The organism is Roseateles oligotrophus (assembly GCF_025717515.1).
Taxonomy (GTDB): domain Bacteria; phylum Pseudomonadota; class Gammaproteobacteria; order Burkholderiales; family Burkholderiaceae_C; genus Paucibacter_A; species Paucibacter_A oligotrophus.
Genome location: NZ_JAJIRN010000002.1, coordinates 456570 through 471154 on the forward strand (window position 1 = coordinate 456570; position 14585 = coordinate 471154).

Below are 14585 nucleotides of genomic sequence, written 5' to 3' on the forward strand. Positions count from 1 at the left end.
CGAGCCGCGCTTTGGAAGCAAGCGCGAATTTGCCCGTCTTGCGCTTCCAAATATTTCGGCCCTGCTACGCTGGCCCCATGAGCCATTTTTTGAACAAGGCAGGGCGCTGGCTGCTGCAGCGCGTCGCCAGGCCGGCGCCCTCGACGGACCGGATCGGCAGCGCGCAACTTGCAGACTTGCTGCTACAGCACCAAGGCCGACCCTTTGTGTTTGATGAGGGCAATTTGCGCTTTATGTACTTCAATCAGCGAGCGATCCAGAGTGCAATGAAGCTGGACGCGCCGAATGAGTTGCTGTGCGGCTACACGGTCGCGATGATGGCGTTCTTGTGGGTCAAGCCGGCGCCGAAGCGGATCTTGATGGTCGGGCTGGGCGGGGGTTCTTTGCTCAAATTTTGCCGCAGCCTGCTGCCCGACAGCCACATCACCGTGCTGGAGATCGACGCCGATGTGATCGCCTTGCGCGATCAATTCATGATTCCCGTCGATGACGAGCGGCTGAGCATCATCCACTGCGATGCGATCGACTACCTGAACGCCCAGCCCTTGCAAGTCGATGCCTTGCTGCTGGACGGCTTTGACGCTGTCGGCATGGTCGAGGAATTGGCGACGAGCGAGTTCTTTGCCGCCTGCCACCAAGCGCTCAGCCCCGACGGTGTCTTGGTGGTCAATATGTGGGGCAAGCGCCGACAACTGGCGGCCGCCTTGCAGCGGCTGCGAGCGCGCTTTGATGCGCGCGTCTGGTGCTGCCGCTCGCCCGACAGCTATAACCTGATTGCGTTTGCCTTGCGCGATGGCTGCGCCGGTTTTGAGCCGGCAAGCTTGGCCGAACTGCCGGCGATGAACGCAGCAATGACGGCCTCGCTGACCCAATTGCTCGGCAATATGCAGGACTCGCGCGCCATTTGTGCGGCAAGTTCCGGCAGCGCCGTGCGCGAACTGGACGCCTTGACCGAGGCCATCGCTGCCATGATGACGCCCGACCCCGGCCTGCCGCGCAATGACGCGGAGTGGAGCGTCGCCCACCGTTAAGCCCCTGTTTTGCCGGGCTGTTAATCTGCCCGAAAAATGGCCCTGGAGATGACATGACTTCGATACGCGACCTCTGCCTCGCCCTGCTCTTGTCCAGCGGGATTCTAACGGCCCAGGCCCACGGCCTCAAACCCGTCACGACGGTCGAGGGCATCACCGAATACCGGCTCCCGAATGGGCTGCAATTGCTGTTGGCGCCGGATGATTCCAAACCCAGCACCACCGTCAACATGACTTACCGGGTCGGCTCCAAGCATGAGAACTACGGTGAGACCGGCATGGCGCATCTGCTGGAGCATCTGATCTTCAAGGGCAGCCCTAAGACGCCCGACCCATGGGGCGAGTTCAGCCGGCGCGGCCTGCAGGCCAACGGATCAACCTGGTTTGACCGCACCAACTACTTCGCCGCCTTTGCCGCCAATGACGAGAATTTGAAATGGTATTTGCAGTGGCAGGCCGACGCGATGGTGAACAGCTTCATCGCTCGCCGCCATCTGGACACCGAGATGACGGTGGTGCGCAACGAGATGGAAAAAGGCGAGAACGATGCCGAAAGCGTGACGACGCAGCGGGTGCTGGCGGCCATGTACCAATGGCATAACTACGGCAAGGACACGATTGGCGCGCGCGCCGATGTCGAGAACGTCGATATCAAGCGCCTGCAATCCTTCTACCGCCTGTACTACCAACCCGACAACGCGACGCTGACCGTGACCGGCAAGTTCAAACCCGAGCAGGTCTTGGGCTGGGTGGAGCAGAGCTTCGGCAAGCTGCCCAAATCCAGGCAGCCGCGCCCCAGGCAATACACGCTGGATCCCAGCCAGGACGGCGAGCGCATGCTGACGGTTCGCCGCGTCGGCGGCAATCCGCTCGCCATCGCCGCCTATCATGTGCCGCCCGGCGGGCACCCTGATTACGCCGCCATCGAGTTGCTGAGTTTGATCCTCAGCGAGGCTCCCAGCGGGCGCCTGCACAAGCGTCTGGTCGAAGAAAGCAAGCTGGCCACCTCGGTACATAACTTCGGCCTCGCACTGGCCGAGCCCGGGTTCTCGATGCTGATCGCCGAGGCCGCGCCGGGCGCTTCGCAAGACGAGTTGAACCGTCAATTGGTCGCCGTGGTGGAGGGTTTTGCGGCCTTGCCCATCACCGCCGAGGAATTGCGCCGCGCCCAGACGCGCTGGCTGAACCGCTGGGATCACAGCTTCGCAAGCCCCGAGGAGGTCGGCGTAACGCTGTCGGAGACGATCGCGCAGGGCGACTGGCGTTTGTTCTTTCTGCTGCGTGACCGCGTCAAGGCGCTCACGCTGGAGGACCTGCAGCGTGTGGCCGAGGAGCGTTTCCTGGCGGCCAACCGCACGCAAGCACAGTACATCCCGACCGCCAAGGTACAGCGTGCGCCGGCGCCGGCCGCGCTCGACTTGGCCGCACAAATGCAGGGATTCAAGCCTCAAGCGACCACGGCGGATGCGGCCGTGCCGGCCTTCAATGCCACGCCGGCGCATATCGACGCACAAACCCGATCCAACCAATTGGCCAATGGCATGCGACTGGCCCTGCTGGCCAAGCCCAGCCGGGGTCAGGCCTTCCAGGCCGTCATCACCTTGCGCCTGGGCAGCGAGCAGGCGCTGTTCGGCAAGCAAAGCGTGGCTCAGCTGAGCGCCGCCATGCTCAGCAAGGGCACCGAGCAACTGGACCGCGAGGCCCTGCGTGACGCGCTGGACGCCGCCCGCGTGGAACTCGCCGTCGCGGCGCCCGGGGCCGACCGAGTCACAGTGAGCTGGAGCAGCAAGCGCGAGCATGCCGTGCGCTCGCTGGCCTTGGTCGCCGACATGCTGCGCCGGCCACGCTTGGAGGCAAGCGTGCTGGAGGAGGTGCGCAGCCAGGCCTTGGCCGCCGTGCAAGCGCAGCGCGATGACCCGCAAGGCGTGGCCGGCCGCGCGCTCGCCGCTGCCTTGGATCACTACCCGGCGGGCGACCCGCGCCATGCCCGCAGCTTCGACGAGGAGCTGGCCGATCTGAAGGCGGTGACGCTGGCCGATGTGCGGGCCTTGCATGCTTCGCTGTACGGTGGGCAACAGGCAAATTTGGCCATGGTCGGCGACTTCGATGCCGGCGCGGTCGCGGCGGCAGCGGCTCAGTTGCTGGGTGACTGGCACAGCGTCGACCCCAGCCAATACATCGCACAAAGCGTAGCGGGCCGGCCCGGCTCGCTGCAGTTGCTGGCCACGCCGGACAAGCCTAACGCAACCCTGCTGGGCAAGCTGCAACTGCCGATGACGGACGAGCATGCCGACCGCCCCGCCTTGACGATGGCCAACTATTTGCTCGGCGGCTCCAGCAGTTCGCGTCTTTGGGTGCGCGTCCGCGAGCAGGAAGGCCTGTCCTATGGCGTGGGTTCAGAACTGCGCTTTGATGCCCGCGACCCGCTGGCGGAGCTATGGATCTATGCCATCTTCGCGCCGGAGAATCGCGCCAAGCTGGAAAAGGCCTTGCGCGAGGAAGTCGCCCGCGCACTCAAAGACGGCTTCAGCCCGCGTGAAGTCAAGCAAGCCAAGCAGGCGCTGCTGAATGATCGCAGACTGGCCCTGGCGCAAGACGAACAGCTCGGCGCTCAATTGGCCAGTAACGCCGAGCTTGGGCGCACGATGGCCAAGATACAGTCCCTCGACGATGCCTTGGACAAGCTCAGCCCGGAGCAGGTCAACGCTGCGCTGCGGCGTTATTTCAGTCTGCCGAACTTCACGTTGATTTTTGCCGGCGACTTCAAGTAAGGGGGAACAGCAATATTGCCATTCCTCCGCGACAAAACTGGTCCATAAGGGCAATACACTGAACCATCAGCTTGTAGCTTGAGCTTCGGATTCAAACAATTCATGCCCATAGCCAGATCAAACGCTCTATGCCCGTACTGTGACCATGTGAGTCCGGCCGGCTCCAAATTCTGTAATGACTGCGGGGCCGCGTTGCACCTGCGGCCTTGCCCGCATTGCGGCTCGGTCAACGACATTACGCTGAGCGAGCAATGCTCACGCTGCAACGGTGATCTCGGTTTCAGCGAAGCGGCCGGCGTCGAGGCGGCCGGCGCTACCGAGGCGGTTGTCGAAACCACGCCCACCAATGCGCCGCCACAGACAGCGGGGAATATTGAGTCCGCGCCACCGCTCTTGCAACACGCCGAACCCTTTGGTCAAGCCAAGACGAGCCGGGCGCCGCTGATCGCCATGGCCCTGCTTGGCGTCGCGGCGGCCGCCTATTTCGGCTTGCGCCCAGCGCCCGAGGCCGGGCCAAACAAGCTGGCGCAAAGCGAAGTGCCGGCGCCCACAAAGCCCGCCAACGTCGAGACGGCTGCGGTTGTGCTCGCGGCCGAGCCCGCCGCCTCCGCCGCACCATTGCCGGTCCGGGAAGAACCCGCCAGCGCGACCCCAAATGACCCCGCCTTGGCGCAAGCAAAGGAGGCGGTCACTACACCCGCCTCGCCCGCCTTCGCCGCGTCGATCGCCAAGTTGACGCCGCCCGGCGCCGGCAAAGCCATCTCCAGGCGCGAGGCCGCGGCGGCAGCGGCTGCCGCAGCCGCCGCCGCCAACTCGGTGACGGAGCCCTATGGCAGCCGACCGCGCACGCGCAGCGGCGTCGGCGAGGGCCTTGATTTGAAGCAACCCAATATTGGCACCTGCACCGACGCCGCCTTGGCTTTGGGCCTGTGCACACAAGAAGCCAATCCCAGGAGCCCTTGAATGAAATTACCGCTGATACCTGTATTCGCCGTTCTTGCTGCCGCTTTGCTGGCTCCTTGCAGCTGGGCCGCGGCCATGCCCGAATACAAGATAGTGACGGCCTCGGAGAAGGGTACCTACTTCGCCATCGGCCGCGACCTCGCCAAGTTCGTCGCGCCCGACGCAGGATTTTCACTGGAGGTGTTGCCGACCTCGGGCTCGGCCGCCAACGTCAAGCTAATGCGTTACGAGCCGGGCGTAAAAATGGCGGTCGTGCAGGCCGATGTCTACCAGGCGTTTTTGGACAAGGCGGCCGGAGGCAACCCGGAGGCGGCCGCGATCATCAAGCCGTTGCGGGTTATTTTGCCGCTCTACAACACCGAGATTCACTACATTGTTCGCGCCGATTCCGAGCTGAATTATTTACACGACATCAAAGACGCCCGCATCAACGGTGGCCTGGTCGGCAGCGGCGCGGCCTTGATCACCCATACCCTGTACCGGATGATGTTCAACGGCCCGATGGCCGAAGACAAGGCCAGCTTCTTGTCCAACGAAGAGGCCTTGGTCAAGCTGATTGGCGACAAGTCGGTCGATGTGGTGGTGGTGGCGGCCGGTCAACCGGCGCCCTTGATCGCCAATATGAAGCCCGAAGCGCAGAAGTTCATCAAGCTGCTCAAGTTTGACCCGACCCATGCTTCGGCCCAAGCGGCGCTGAATGTGTACGCCCCCGCAAAAGTGCTGACCAGCAACTATCCCAATTTGCTGACCGAGGACTTCACCACCATCTCGGTCGGCGCCTTCTTGGTCACCTATGACTACAACTTGAAGGACACCGTCGAAAGCTTCGGGCGCCTGGGCAAGTCGCTGTGCCAGAACTTTTCGCGCTTGCAAGCCGAAGGCCACCCGAAGTGGCGCGAGGTCGATTTGAGCCTGCCCAAGTTGGCACCGGGCTGGACCTATTACCCACCGACGACCTACCAATTGCGCAACTGCGTGGTCAAGAAGGTCAAAAAATGCTCGGCCGAAGAACGCATATTGGGGCTCTGCGGCTGAGCTTGACTCCACCGAGAGGTCGGCTTGCCGACCTGCGCCAAGGTCTGGCGCCATTTGCTGCGCTAGCAGGAAAGCGATCTGGGTCGCGCCAATCTTCAAGCCGGTCAAGAGCCCGTATTGCTGACGCGTTACCCCGGTGGCTAAATATTCAATTGCGAATCAGGGGAAGCAGACTTTGTTTGCTCCGCCAAGGCGGTTCTGATCGCCCCCAACAACTGCGCCTCAAGCACGGGTTTGTGCAACAACACCAAACCGGCCGCGTGGGCTTCGCGCAAGCGTTCGGGCGCCGTGTCGCCGGTGATCAGCACCGCCGGCAAACCGGGTAGGGCACTCCTCAGCGAGCGCAGCGCGGAGATGCCATCGTCGGCGCCACGCAGTCGCAAATCGCTCAAGACGATATCGGGCCGCCGCATCAGGCTTTGCAGAATGGCCTCCCGCGTGCTGCCAACCGCCGTGACATCACAGCCGTAGCCTTGCAACAAGGCCGCCATCGCTTCGCGCACCGGTGCTTCGTCGTCCAGCACCAGCACATGCAAATGAGGCAACTGCCCCGCACTCGGCTCGCCGGCCTCATCCGGGGCCAAGCCCAATTCGGCAGCTTCTAGCCCCAAGCTGAACCGGCAACCCTGGCCAAGCACCGAAGACAAGCCCAGATGCAGATCCAATAAATCAACCAGGCGAGCAACGATTGACAAACCCAGGCCGAGGCCGTTGGCGCGGTCGCGCTCGGGGTTGCCGACTTGATAGAACTCTTCAAAAATCCGCGCTTGTTCATCGGCCGCGATGCCCCGGCCGGTATCGCAAATGCAGACCCGCCAGACCGCCTCGTCGCGCTCGACCATGACGGAGATATGCCCTTGGTCGGTGTACTTGATTGCGTTGTCGATCAAGTTTCGCAGCACTCGCTCCAACAGCACCGGGTCTGTTTCCACAAAAGCATCGGCCGGGCAGCCCAACTCCAAGGCCAAGCCCTTGCCATTGGCTGCCGCCTGCATTTCCTGACAAAGCCGGGCCAACCACAGTTGCAGGCCGAAGACCCGCGGCTTGACCTGCACCACGCCGGCGTCGAGCTTGGAAATATCCAGCAGCACGTCCATTTGCGCGGCCAGCGACTGCACCGCCAGATTCATGCTGCGCACGATGCCGGTGCTGACATCGTCCAGCGGCCGCCGCATCAGGGCCGCACCAAACAAGGACAGCGTGTGCATGGGTTGGCGCAGGTCATGGCTGGCCGCAGCCAGAAAACGGGTCTTGGCCGATATGGCCGACTCGGCCCGTTCAAGTGCCAAGCTCAGTTGCTGATTGCTGCTGGCCTGCTGGTGGCGAATCAAGACAGAGTCGACAAAGATGCGGTAAGCATCGCGAGCCATGCCGGCCAGAATCCAGGCGAAGGCCAATATCAAACCGGCCAGCGCCAGCTCCAACCAGGTGACCGGCCTTTGCCCACCGCCGCCAAGGCTCCAAGCCAGACTATTGGACAGACTCAGCGGCAATAAGAAGCTCAACAGCACCGGCCAATAACCGGCCGTCGTCGCCACCGAACCGGCGCACAGTCCAAGCAAAAGAATGGTCTGCACCATCCGTTCGTAGTCGCTCAAGAAAGGCACAAACGCAACCGAAGCGCTGTAGACGATGCCATTGAGGGCGCTCAAGCCACTGGCCCAGCGCAGCCGCTTCCGGGCCGGCCTGTGCTGCGGCACAGCCAAGCGCTGCAAGGCCCAACGCCGAAAGGCCAGCACCGAGAAAACCAGCGAAATCCAGCCCAATACCCATCCATGCGGAACGCTGCCCCAGGCCATTGCCGCAATCACCAGCGCACTGACACCGACCGGGTAAGGCAGACGTCGGCTCTGCCGCGCCAGCAAACGCAGCAATTCCTCGTCCACGGCGGCCTGTTCGGCCAAGGACCCACGCGCCATCAAAACTCCCACGGGAAAGCCCTGTTGAGTATCCCCCCGGCAGCCGCCAGGATCGATGGCACAAAAAACTAAGCCGACAAGCGCCACCCTTGCGGGCATTGCTTGTCGGCGTCGTCTTCCTCCCCCTTCAACCAACACGCCGAGGTCCAGGCGGCGTATCGATCAGTGCCTAGTATCTTGCTTGCAGTGACTGCCCGCCATCCCCCTCAAGAGGGATGCCCCCCCCCTATGGAAACCCTAAATAGCCTCAAACCAGGGCGACCCGCGCCGGTTGGCGCGCCTCTCGCAACACATCGTCAAGCAAATTCAGGTAGTAGGCCAGCGGCGGCGTTCGCTTGCCCGGTTGTTTGGCCAAATCATCCCAGCGACGCAGTTGCAGCGCCCGGCTGGATTGCGCTTGCGCGAGAAAGAGCATGCGCTCCTCGGCGTTCATACGGCCCCCTTGGAGGCCCAGTGAATGTTGTGAGGCGGCCGACAAACCCACTGCATAGCGCTCATCGGTAGAAACCAGGTAACGCTTGGCCTGTACGTGCAGGCGGATGGGTTCCAGCACCTCTGGGCCAAAGCCGCCGGACGCCAACATCGTCAGCGCACGCAACTCATGCTCTTCGCGATTCAAACTCGCTTTGGCCGGGCCATCGATCAACTCCCCCAGATCATGCAACAAGGCTGCCGCTACCAAGGTGTTGTCGGCATAGGCCCATTCGGCCAATTGCGCGCATTGCAGCGCATGTTCCAACGCGGACACGCTCTCACGCGGCTCCAGGCGTCGCCCGGTGTAAATCGTCGCGCCACGACGCTCGAACAAGGCTTCGATCTTGTGTACAACATCCATCTCGGTCACCCTTGAAAGCCAATGCCGGCATCTTGCTCTGTGGGCGATGACCGCACCATGACGGAACCATGAATCCGCAGTGAAGGTGAATGCTGCCAAATTCGATCATTCAAAAACCGTGAACAGTAAACACAAGCCTGCTGAACCCTAGGCGTCGATGCATCGCGCACACTCCATTCATGGAAAAATACCTGAACCCTCCACCCGACGCTAACGCCCTGCCGCTGCGTTACAGTGCCGTCGCGATGGCCTTGCATTGGTTACTCGCCCTGGCCATCGTCGGCTCACTCGGCCTGGGTTTGTATATGAGCGATCTGCCCTTTTCACCGAGCCGGCTGAAGCTCTACAACTGGCATAAATGGGCCGGCGTGAGCATTCTGTTGCTATCGGCCTTGCGCCTGCTTTGGCGCCTCACGCATCGCCCGCCCGCCGACTTGCCGATGCCTGCCCTTCAAGCAAGAGCGGCCCATTTGACGCACGCGCTGCTGTACGCCCTCTTCTTCGCCGTGCCCTTGGCCGGCTGGGCCTACAGCTCGGCGGCGGGCTTTCCGATTGTGTGGTTCGGCGTACTGCCGCTGCCGGATTTTGTGCCGGTCGACAAGGCCTTGGCGGAAGCCTTCAAGCTTGCCCACAAGCTGCTCGCCTATGGCTTGACGGCGCTGATCTTGGCGCATCTTGGCGCCGCCCTCAAACATCATTTCATCGACCGTGACGGCCTGCTTCAGCGCATGTTGCCATTCAAAACAAAGACCACCGCTTCAATATGAAAACCCTGCTCCAACTTCTTTTGATCCCCCTGGCCTGTGCCACCGGGCCCGCCAGCGCGGCCGATTTACTGGCGGCACAAAGCGAGCTTGTCTTCACCAGCCGCCAAATGGGCGTGCCGGTCGATGGCCGCTTCAAGCGCTTCGATGCGAAGCTGAATTTCGACCCCAAAAAGCCCGAGACCGGCCAAGTCTCGTTCACGATCGACCTGGGCAGCGTCGCGCTGGGCGCGCCGGAGCTGGAGGCCGAGTTGGCCAAAGCGCCCTGGTTTGACAGCAAAAAACTGCCGCAAGCGAGCTTTCAGAGCAGTGCGATCAAAGCCACGGGCGCCAATCGCTTCGAGGTCGCCGGCAGGCTGACGATCAAGGGCCAGAGCCGCGATATCGTCGTGCCCATCAGCCTCAACCAGGCCGGCGGCATCACCGGCGCAACCGGCGCCTTCGTGCTGAAACGGCTTGAGTTCAAGATCGGCGACGGCGAATGGGCCGACCCGGCCTTGGTCGCCAACGAGGTGCAGGTCAAATTCAAACTGGCCTTCAGCGGCATCGCTCCGCTCTGACTTTCCCCCTTTTCAATCTCCCTATTCAATCCTTCACCCACCACAAGACTCTTTGACCCATGAAGCATTTCATCTTGACCGCCGCCCTCTCCGTCGCAGCCACTCTGAGCCAAGCCGCCCCCGCCAGCTACGCCATCGACCCCAGTCATACCTTCGTCACCTACGAAATCGGCCATTTCGGCACCTCGACCAATCGCGGCCGCTTCGACAAAAAAGAAGGATCGGTGCAGTTCGATCGCGCGGCCAAGACCGGTCGCGTCGAAGTGAGTTTTGATATCGCCTCGGTCAGCACCGGCTTTGCGCCGATGAACAGCCATTTGCTCAGCGCCGAATTGCTGAATGCCGAGAAGTTCCCGACCGCCAAGTTTGTCGGCGACAAGTTTGTCTTCAACGGCGACAAGGTCGGCGAAGTGCAGGGTCAGCTGACCTTGATGGGCAAGACCAACCCGGTCACGCTCAAAGCCACCAACTTCAACTGCTATGACAACCCTATGCTCAAGCGCGAAGTCTGCGGCGGCGACTTCGAAGCCACCATCGACCGCAGCCAATGGGGCGTCGACTACGGTCTGGCCTGGGGCTTCCCGAAGAACGTCAAGCTGATCATTCAGGTCGAAGCGGTCAAACAATAAAGCAAGAGGGCTTTGTGTGCCAGACCGCCCGAGCGAAGCGAGTAGCTCTGGCAACAACTGATGGAGCGGGTTCCTGCCGGACAAACAGCTCCAATAGATCCGCCCCCCAAAAAACCGCCCGCCCTCGCCGGCCGGCGGTTTTTTCGCTTTTAGGGCTTGCAGACTGTCGTGTTTTGCTGCAGTTCGTCGGTATCGCTGCGCACCGCATCGCGAGCGCAGCGCGAACGGTCAAAGCCTTCAGTACAGTGCGTCCTATGCAACAAGGTCCCTCCACCCTGCCTCCCACGCTGTACCAGCGCTGGCAAAGTCTTTCCGCCGCGGCGCTGAGGATTTTTCATGTCTACGCCGGCTGGCTGGTCAGCATCAGCTGGAAGCGCTTCACCATCTACGCGATCGCGCTGATGATTGGCGTCAACATCCTGCAGGATTTGCCTCCTTTCACCTGGCGCATCAGCTCCACCATCACGCCCGACGAGATCGCCGAACCAGCGGCCGAGCCCGAGTCGCCAGCCATGCCCGAGCCCTCGGCCGAAGCCCGCCGCGCGGCCAAGCCGCTGCTCAAGTCCGACAAGCCGATTCGCTACGAAATCACCATCGACGAAAACGGCGTGAAGGTCCAACCGCGCAAGGCCAAGTCCAGCGCGTCTGCCCCCGGCGATGCTGCCTCGGCCAGCGCCAGCGAAGCCGCCGATGGCGACGAAGTCGACCCCGACCTGCCCTCGATCGAGATCAATCTGCCCAAAGAGGCCAAGCAGGCCGAGGTCAAGCGGGCCATTGAAGAGGCCCGCCATGGCATCGAATTGGCCCTGCAAGCCGCCGCCGAAGCGGCCAAGGTCAGCGCGCAGGAAGCCGCAGCGGACGCCCGCCGCGCCGCCCGCGAGGCGCAGCGCCAGCCACGCCGCCACACCACCACCGTTCATCTGGGCGACTTCCTGGTCAAGCTGGCCTTCTTCTTTGTGCTCGGCTCGGCCGTCATCAAGGTCACCTACAAAGGCCGCCTGCAGGCCGAAGTGAAAGCCGCTCAAGCGACCGAAACGGCCGAGGCCGAATCGCTCAAGCGCCAGGTGATCGAGGCCCGCATGGCCGCGATGCAGGCGCAGGTGGAACCGCATTTCCTCTTCAACACGCTGGCCTCGATCGACCATTTGATCGAGACCGACCCGCCGCGCGCCTCGCAGATGCAGAAGAACTTGATTGCACTCTTGCGCGCCTCGATGCCGACCATGCGCGAGGCCAATGCCAGCGGCGTGCGAGACCTGGGCCGTGAGCTGGCCGTCATCAAGCCCTACCTGGAGATCCTCAAGGTGCGCATGGAAGAGCGGCTGCAGACCGAGATCAATGTGCCTGAGGGTCTGCTGTCGGCCGAGTTCCCGCCGATGATGATTCAGAGCTTGGTCGAGAACGCCATCAAGCATGGACTGGAACCCAAGGCCGAGGGCGGCATGTTGACCGTCAAGGCCGAAGTCAGCCACGGCAAACTGGCGGTGACCGTGGCCGACACCGGCCTGGGTTTTGGCCGCGCAGCCACCGCAGGCACCGGTGTCGGCCTGGCCAATATCCGCGAGCGTTTGATGCTCTTGTACGGCGCCAAGGCCAGCGTCACGGTGAGCGAGAACCAACCCAGCGGCACCAAGGTGATGATCACCGTGCCCTACCGCAGTCGCGGCAATGATTCCGATGAGCAAACACAAGGAGTTTCAACATGAAAACGGCTTTCAAATGGCTGCTGATATTGAGCCTGGGGACTGCCCTGCTGGGTTTGTGGGCGGGCGGCACCTTGTGGCATGAATTCATCGCCCAGCCCGATGTCAGCATCAGCATCAATGGCGAAGACTGGGACTTCGAGGGCTTGCAGTCGCTGCCCTGGTTCGGTGGCATCTTTGGCATGCTGGCGGCCGGCGCGGTGGTCTGCCTGGTGATTCCGCTGGTTCTGCTCTTCAGCGTCGGCCTGCCGATTCTGCTGACCTTGATGGTCTTGGGCTTTGTCGCGGTGGGCTTGCTCAGCCTCGGCGCGATGCTGTTCTCGCCGGTCATCATCATCGGCTTGTTGCTGTGGTTGGTGCTGAGAAACAAGCGCCCACGCCCGCCGCGCCGCACAAGTGAGCCGACACAAGCTAGCATTGCCGGATGAACAGCACCCAAAATTCCCCACGCGTGCGCGCCGTCTTGGCCGACGATGAGCGCCTGATGCGCGAGCAATTGCGCGCCAGATTGACCGAGGTCTGGCCCGATCTGGAGATCGTGGCCGAGGCCAAGAATGGCTTGGAAGCCGTCGAGCTGGTGCGACAGCATCGCCCCGATCTGGTGTTCTTGGACATTCGCATGCCAGGCCTGACCGGCGTCGACGCCGCGCGCCAGATTGCCCAGATGGGCGGCGGCGATGATGTGCCCGAAGGCGAAGACTGGCTGGTGCCCGAGATCGTCTTCATCACAGCTTATGACCAATACGCGGTCGAAGCGTTCGAGCAAGGCGTCGCCGACTATGTGCTCAAACCCGCCGAACGTGAGCGCCTGGCGCTGACGGTACAGCGCATCAAGAAGCGTTTGGCCCTGCGTGATGGCGGCGGCAACGCCGAAGAAGCATCAACAGCAGTTCCGGAAGGCGGCGCTGCCGCACCGCTGCAGCAATTGCTGCACAAGCTCTCGGCCCAGATCAACCCCGGCGCCGCGCCCAAGTATCTGCAATGGATTCAGGCCACCGTCGGCCAGGCGATCCAGATGATCCCGGTCGAAGACGTGCTGTTCTTCATCAGCGACGAAAAGTACACGCGGGTTCAAACGGCGCGCGTCGAGGCCTTGATTCGCAAGCCGATCAAGGAGCTGGTGGATGAGTTGGACCCCGCGCTGTTTTGGCAGGTGCACCGTTCGACCCTGGTCAATGCCCGCGCGATCGACGGCATCACGCGCGACTTCCGTGGCCGCCAGATGGTCGGCGTCAAAGGCCTCAGCGAGAAGCTCGAAGTCAGCCGCAGCTATACGCATTTGTTCAAGGGCATGTAGGCAAGCGTTAATCCGTACGCCCTTGTAGTTCAAGCCCTTTGGCCCGTGTTGCAGCAGATGCAACTCGGGCCAAACTTTTTGCAGTGTGTCGCACCGCTATCGCTTCGCCCTCGCAAGTCGATCAAACTGGCGGCAGTCTTCGCTGATCAAGCCAACCCACCCGACGCTCACCCCATGCTGAAACTCTCAAACCTCACCCATGTCTACCCCAACGGCACCAAGGCCCTGGACAATGTCAACCTCGAAATACCCAAGGGCATGTTCGGCCTGCTGGGGCCGAACGGCGCGGGCAAGTCCTCGCTGATGCGCTGCATCGCGACGCTGCAAACCCCCAGTTCAGGCGGCATCAAGTTCGGCGCCATCGACGTGATCAAGCAGCCCGAAGCCCTTCGCGCCACGCTGGGCTATCTGCCGCAGGACTTCGGCGTCTACCCGCGCGTCTCCGCCTACGACCTGCTCGACCATCTCGCCGTTTTGAAAGGCATCGCCAACAAGGGCGAGCGCAAGGACACCGTCGAGACGCTGCTGGCGCAGGTCAATCTCTGGGGCGTGCGCAAGAAGGCGGTGGCCGGCTACTCCGGCGGCATGCGCCAGCGCTTCGGCGTCGCACAAGCCTTGATCGGCAACCCCAGCCTGGTCATCGTCGACGAGCCGACCGCCGGCCTCGACCCCGAGGAGCGCAACCGCTTCAATAATCTGCTGGCCGAGATCGGCGAGAACGTGGTGGTGATTTTGTCCACCCATATCGTCGAAGACGTGGCCGATCTCTGCCCACGCATGGCCATCATCAATAACGGAAAAATTGTGCAGACCGGCGCACCGCAGGCCCTGAGCCGCGAGCTGCAGGGCCGGGTCTGGCGGCGCACCGTCGACAGCGCCTCGCTGCCACGCTATCAGGTCGAGTTGAATGTGATTTCGAACCGCCTGCGCGGCGGCCAGACCGTCATCCATGTGCTGGCCGACAGCGCGCCCGAGGCAGGCTTCGAGGCGGTAGACGGCGACCTGGAAGACCTCTACTTCGCCACGCTGGTGCAGGCGCGCAAGGCAAACACCACGACCGTCGCAGCCTGAGGATTCA

The 14585-nt window shown here is 62.5% G+C and carries 13 protein-coding genes; 11 read left to right on the plus strand and 2 right to left on the minus strand.

Annotation, left to right across the window (positions count from 1 at the left end; genetic code table 11):
- Nucleotides 1–77 precede the first annotated feature (77 nt).
- From LNV07_RS05320 to LNV07_RS05335, 4 genes are all read left to right on the plus strand, one after another.
- A complete protein-coding gene (locus tag LNV07_RS05320) occupies nt 78–1031 on the plus strand; it encodes a fused MFS/spermidine synthase (RefSeq protein ID WP_263570127.1) in 954 nt (317 codons plus the stop codon).
- 53 nt (nt 1032–1084) lie between these two features.
- Nucleotides 1085–3802, plus strand: a complete 2718-nt coding sequence (locus tag LNV07_RS05325) for a M16 family metallopeptidase (RefSeq protein WP_263570128.1) — start codon at nt 1085–1087, stop codon at nt 3800–3802.
- Between the two features lie 102 nt (nt 3803–3904).
- On the plus strand, nt 3905–4765 hold the full coding sequence (locus LNV07_RS05330; protein ID WP_263570129.1) for a double zinc ribbon domain-containing protein: 861 nt from the start codon (nt 3905–3907) through the stop codon (nt 4763–4765).
- Nucleotides 4766–5800: a TAXI family TRAP transporter solute-binding subunit gene (locus LNV07_RS05335; protein ID WP_263570130.1), complete on the plus strand. Its 1035-nt coding sequence runs from the start codon at nt 4766–4768 to the stop codon at nt 5798–5800.
- Between the two features lie 140 nt (nt 5801–5940).
- On the opposite strand, the gene LNV07_RS05340 is transcribed toward LNV07_RS05335, so the two are convergent.
- The gene (locus tag LNV07_RS05340; RefSeq protein ID WP_263570131.1) at nt 5941–7719 is read right to left on the minus strand and encodes a hybrid sensor histidine kinase/response regulator; all 1779 of its coding nucleotides are present in this window, start codon (nt 7717–7719) and stop codon (nt 5941–5943) included.
- A gap of 247 nt (nt 7720–7966) precedes the next feature.
- Nucleotides 7967–8554 carry an HD domain-containing protein gene (locus LNV07_RS05345; RefSeq protein WP_263570132.1) on the minus strand — a complete coding sequence of 196 codons (588 nt, stop codon included), beginning with the start codon at nt 8552–8554 and terminating at the stop codon, nt 7967–7969.
- 179 nt (nt 8555–8733) lie between these two features.
- Between LNV07_RS05345 and LNV07_RS05350 the strand changes: the two genes are divergently transcribed.
- The 7 genes from LNV07_RS05350 (at nt 8734) to LNV07_RS05380 (ending at nt 14578) form a co-directional block, all read left to right on the plus strand.
- On the plus strand, nt 8734–9321 hold the full coding sequence (locus LNV07_RS05350) for a cytochrome b (protein ID WP_263570133.1): 588 nt from the start codon (nt 8734–8736) through the stop codon (nt 9319–9321).
- Complete coding sequence (locus LNV07_RS05355; RefSeq protein WP_263570134.1) at nt 9318–9878, plus strand: YceI family protein; 561 nt, start codon at nt 9318–9320, stop codon at nt 9876–9878. The genes LNV07_RS05350 and LNV07_RS05355 overlap by 4 nt, the downstream gene beginning before the upstream one ends.
- A 59-nt stretch (nt 9879–9937) precedes the next feature.
- Entirely contained in the window at nt 9938–10507 is a 570-nt protein-coding gene (locus LNV07_RS05360; RefSeq protein WP_263570135.1) for a YceI family protein, read from the plus strand.
- Nucleotides 10508–10761: 254 nt separating this feature from the next.
- Nucleotides 10762–12213, plus strand: a complete 1452-nt coding sequence (locus LNV07_RS05365; protein ID WP_263570136.1) for a sensor histidine kinase — start codon at nt 10762–10764, stop codon at nt 12211–12213.
- Complete coding sequence (locus LNV07_RS05370; RefSeq protein ID WP_263570137.1) at nt 12210–12638, plus strand: hypothetical protein; 429 nt, start codon at nt 12210–12212, stop codon at nt 12636–12638. The genes LNV07_RS05365 and LNV07_RS05370 overlap by 4 nt, the downstream gene beginning before the upstream one ends.
- Nucleotides 12635–13507, plus strand: coding sequence for a LytR/AlgR family response regulator transcription factor (locus LNV07_RS05375; protein WP_263570138.1), 873 nt, complete (start codon nt 12635–12637; stop codon nt 13505–13507). Before LNV07_RS05370 ends, LNV07_RS05375 begins: the two co-directional genes overlap by 4 nt.
- 174 nt (nt 13508–13681) lie before the next feature.
- Complete coding sequence (locus LNV07_RS05380) at nt 13682–14578, plus strand: ABC transporter ATP-binding protein (protein ID WP_263570139.1); 897 nt, start codon at nt 13682–13684, stop codon at nt 14576–14578.
- The last annotated feature ends 7 nt before the right edge of the window (nt 14579–14585 follow it).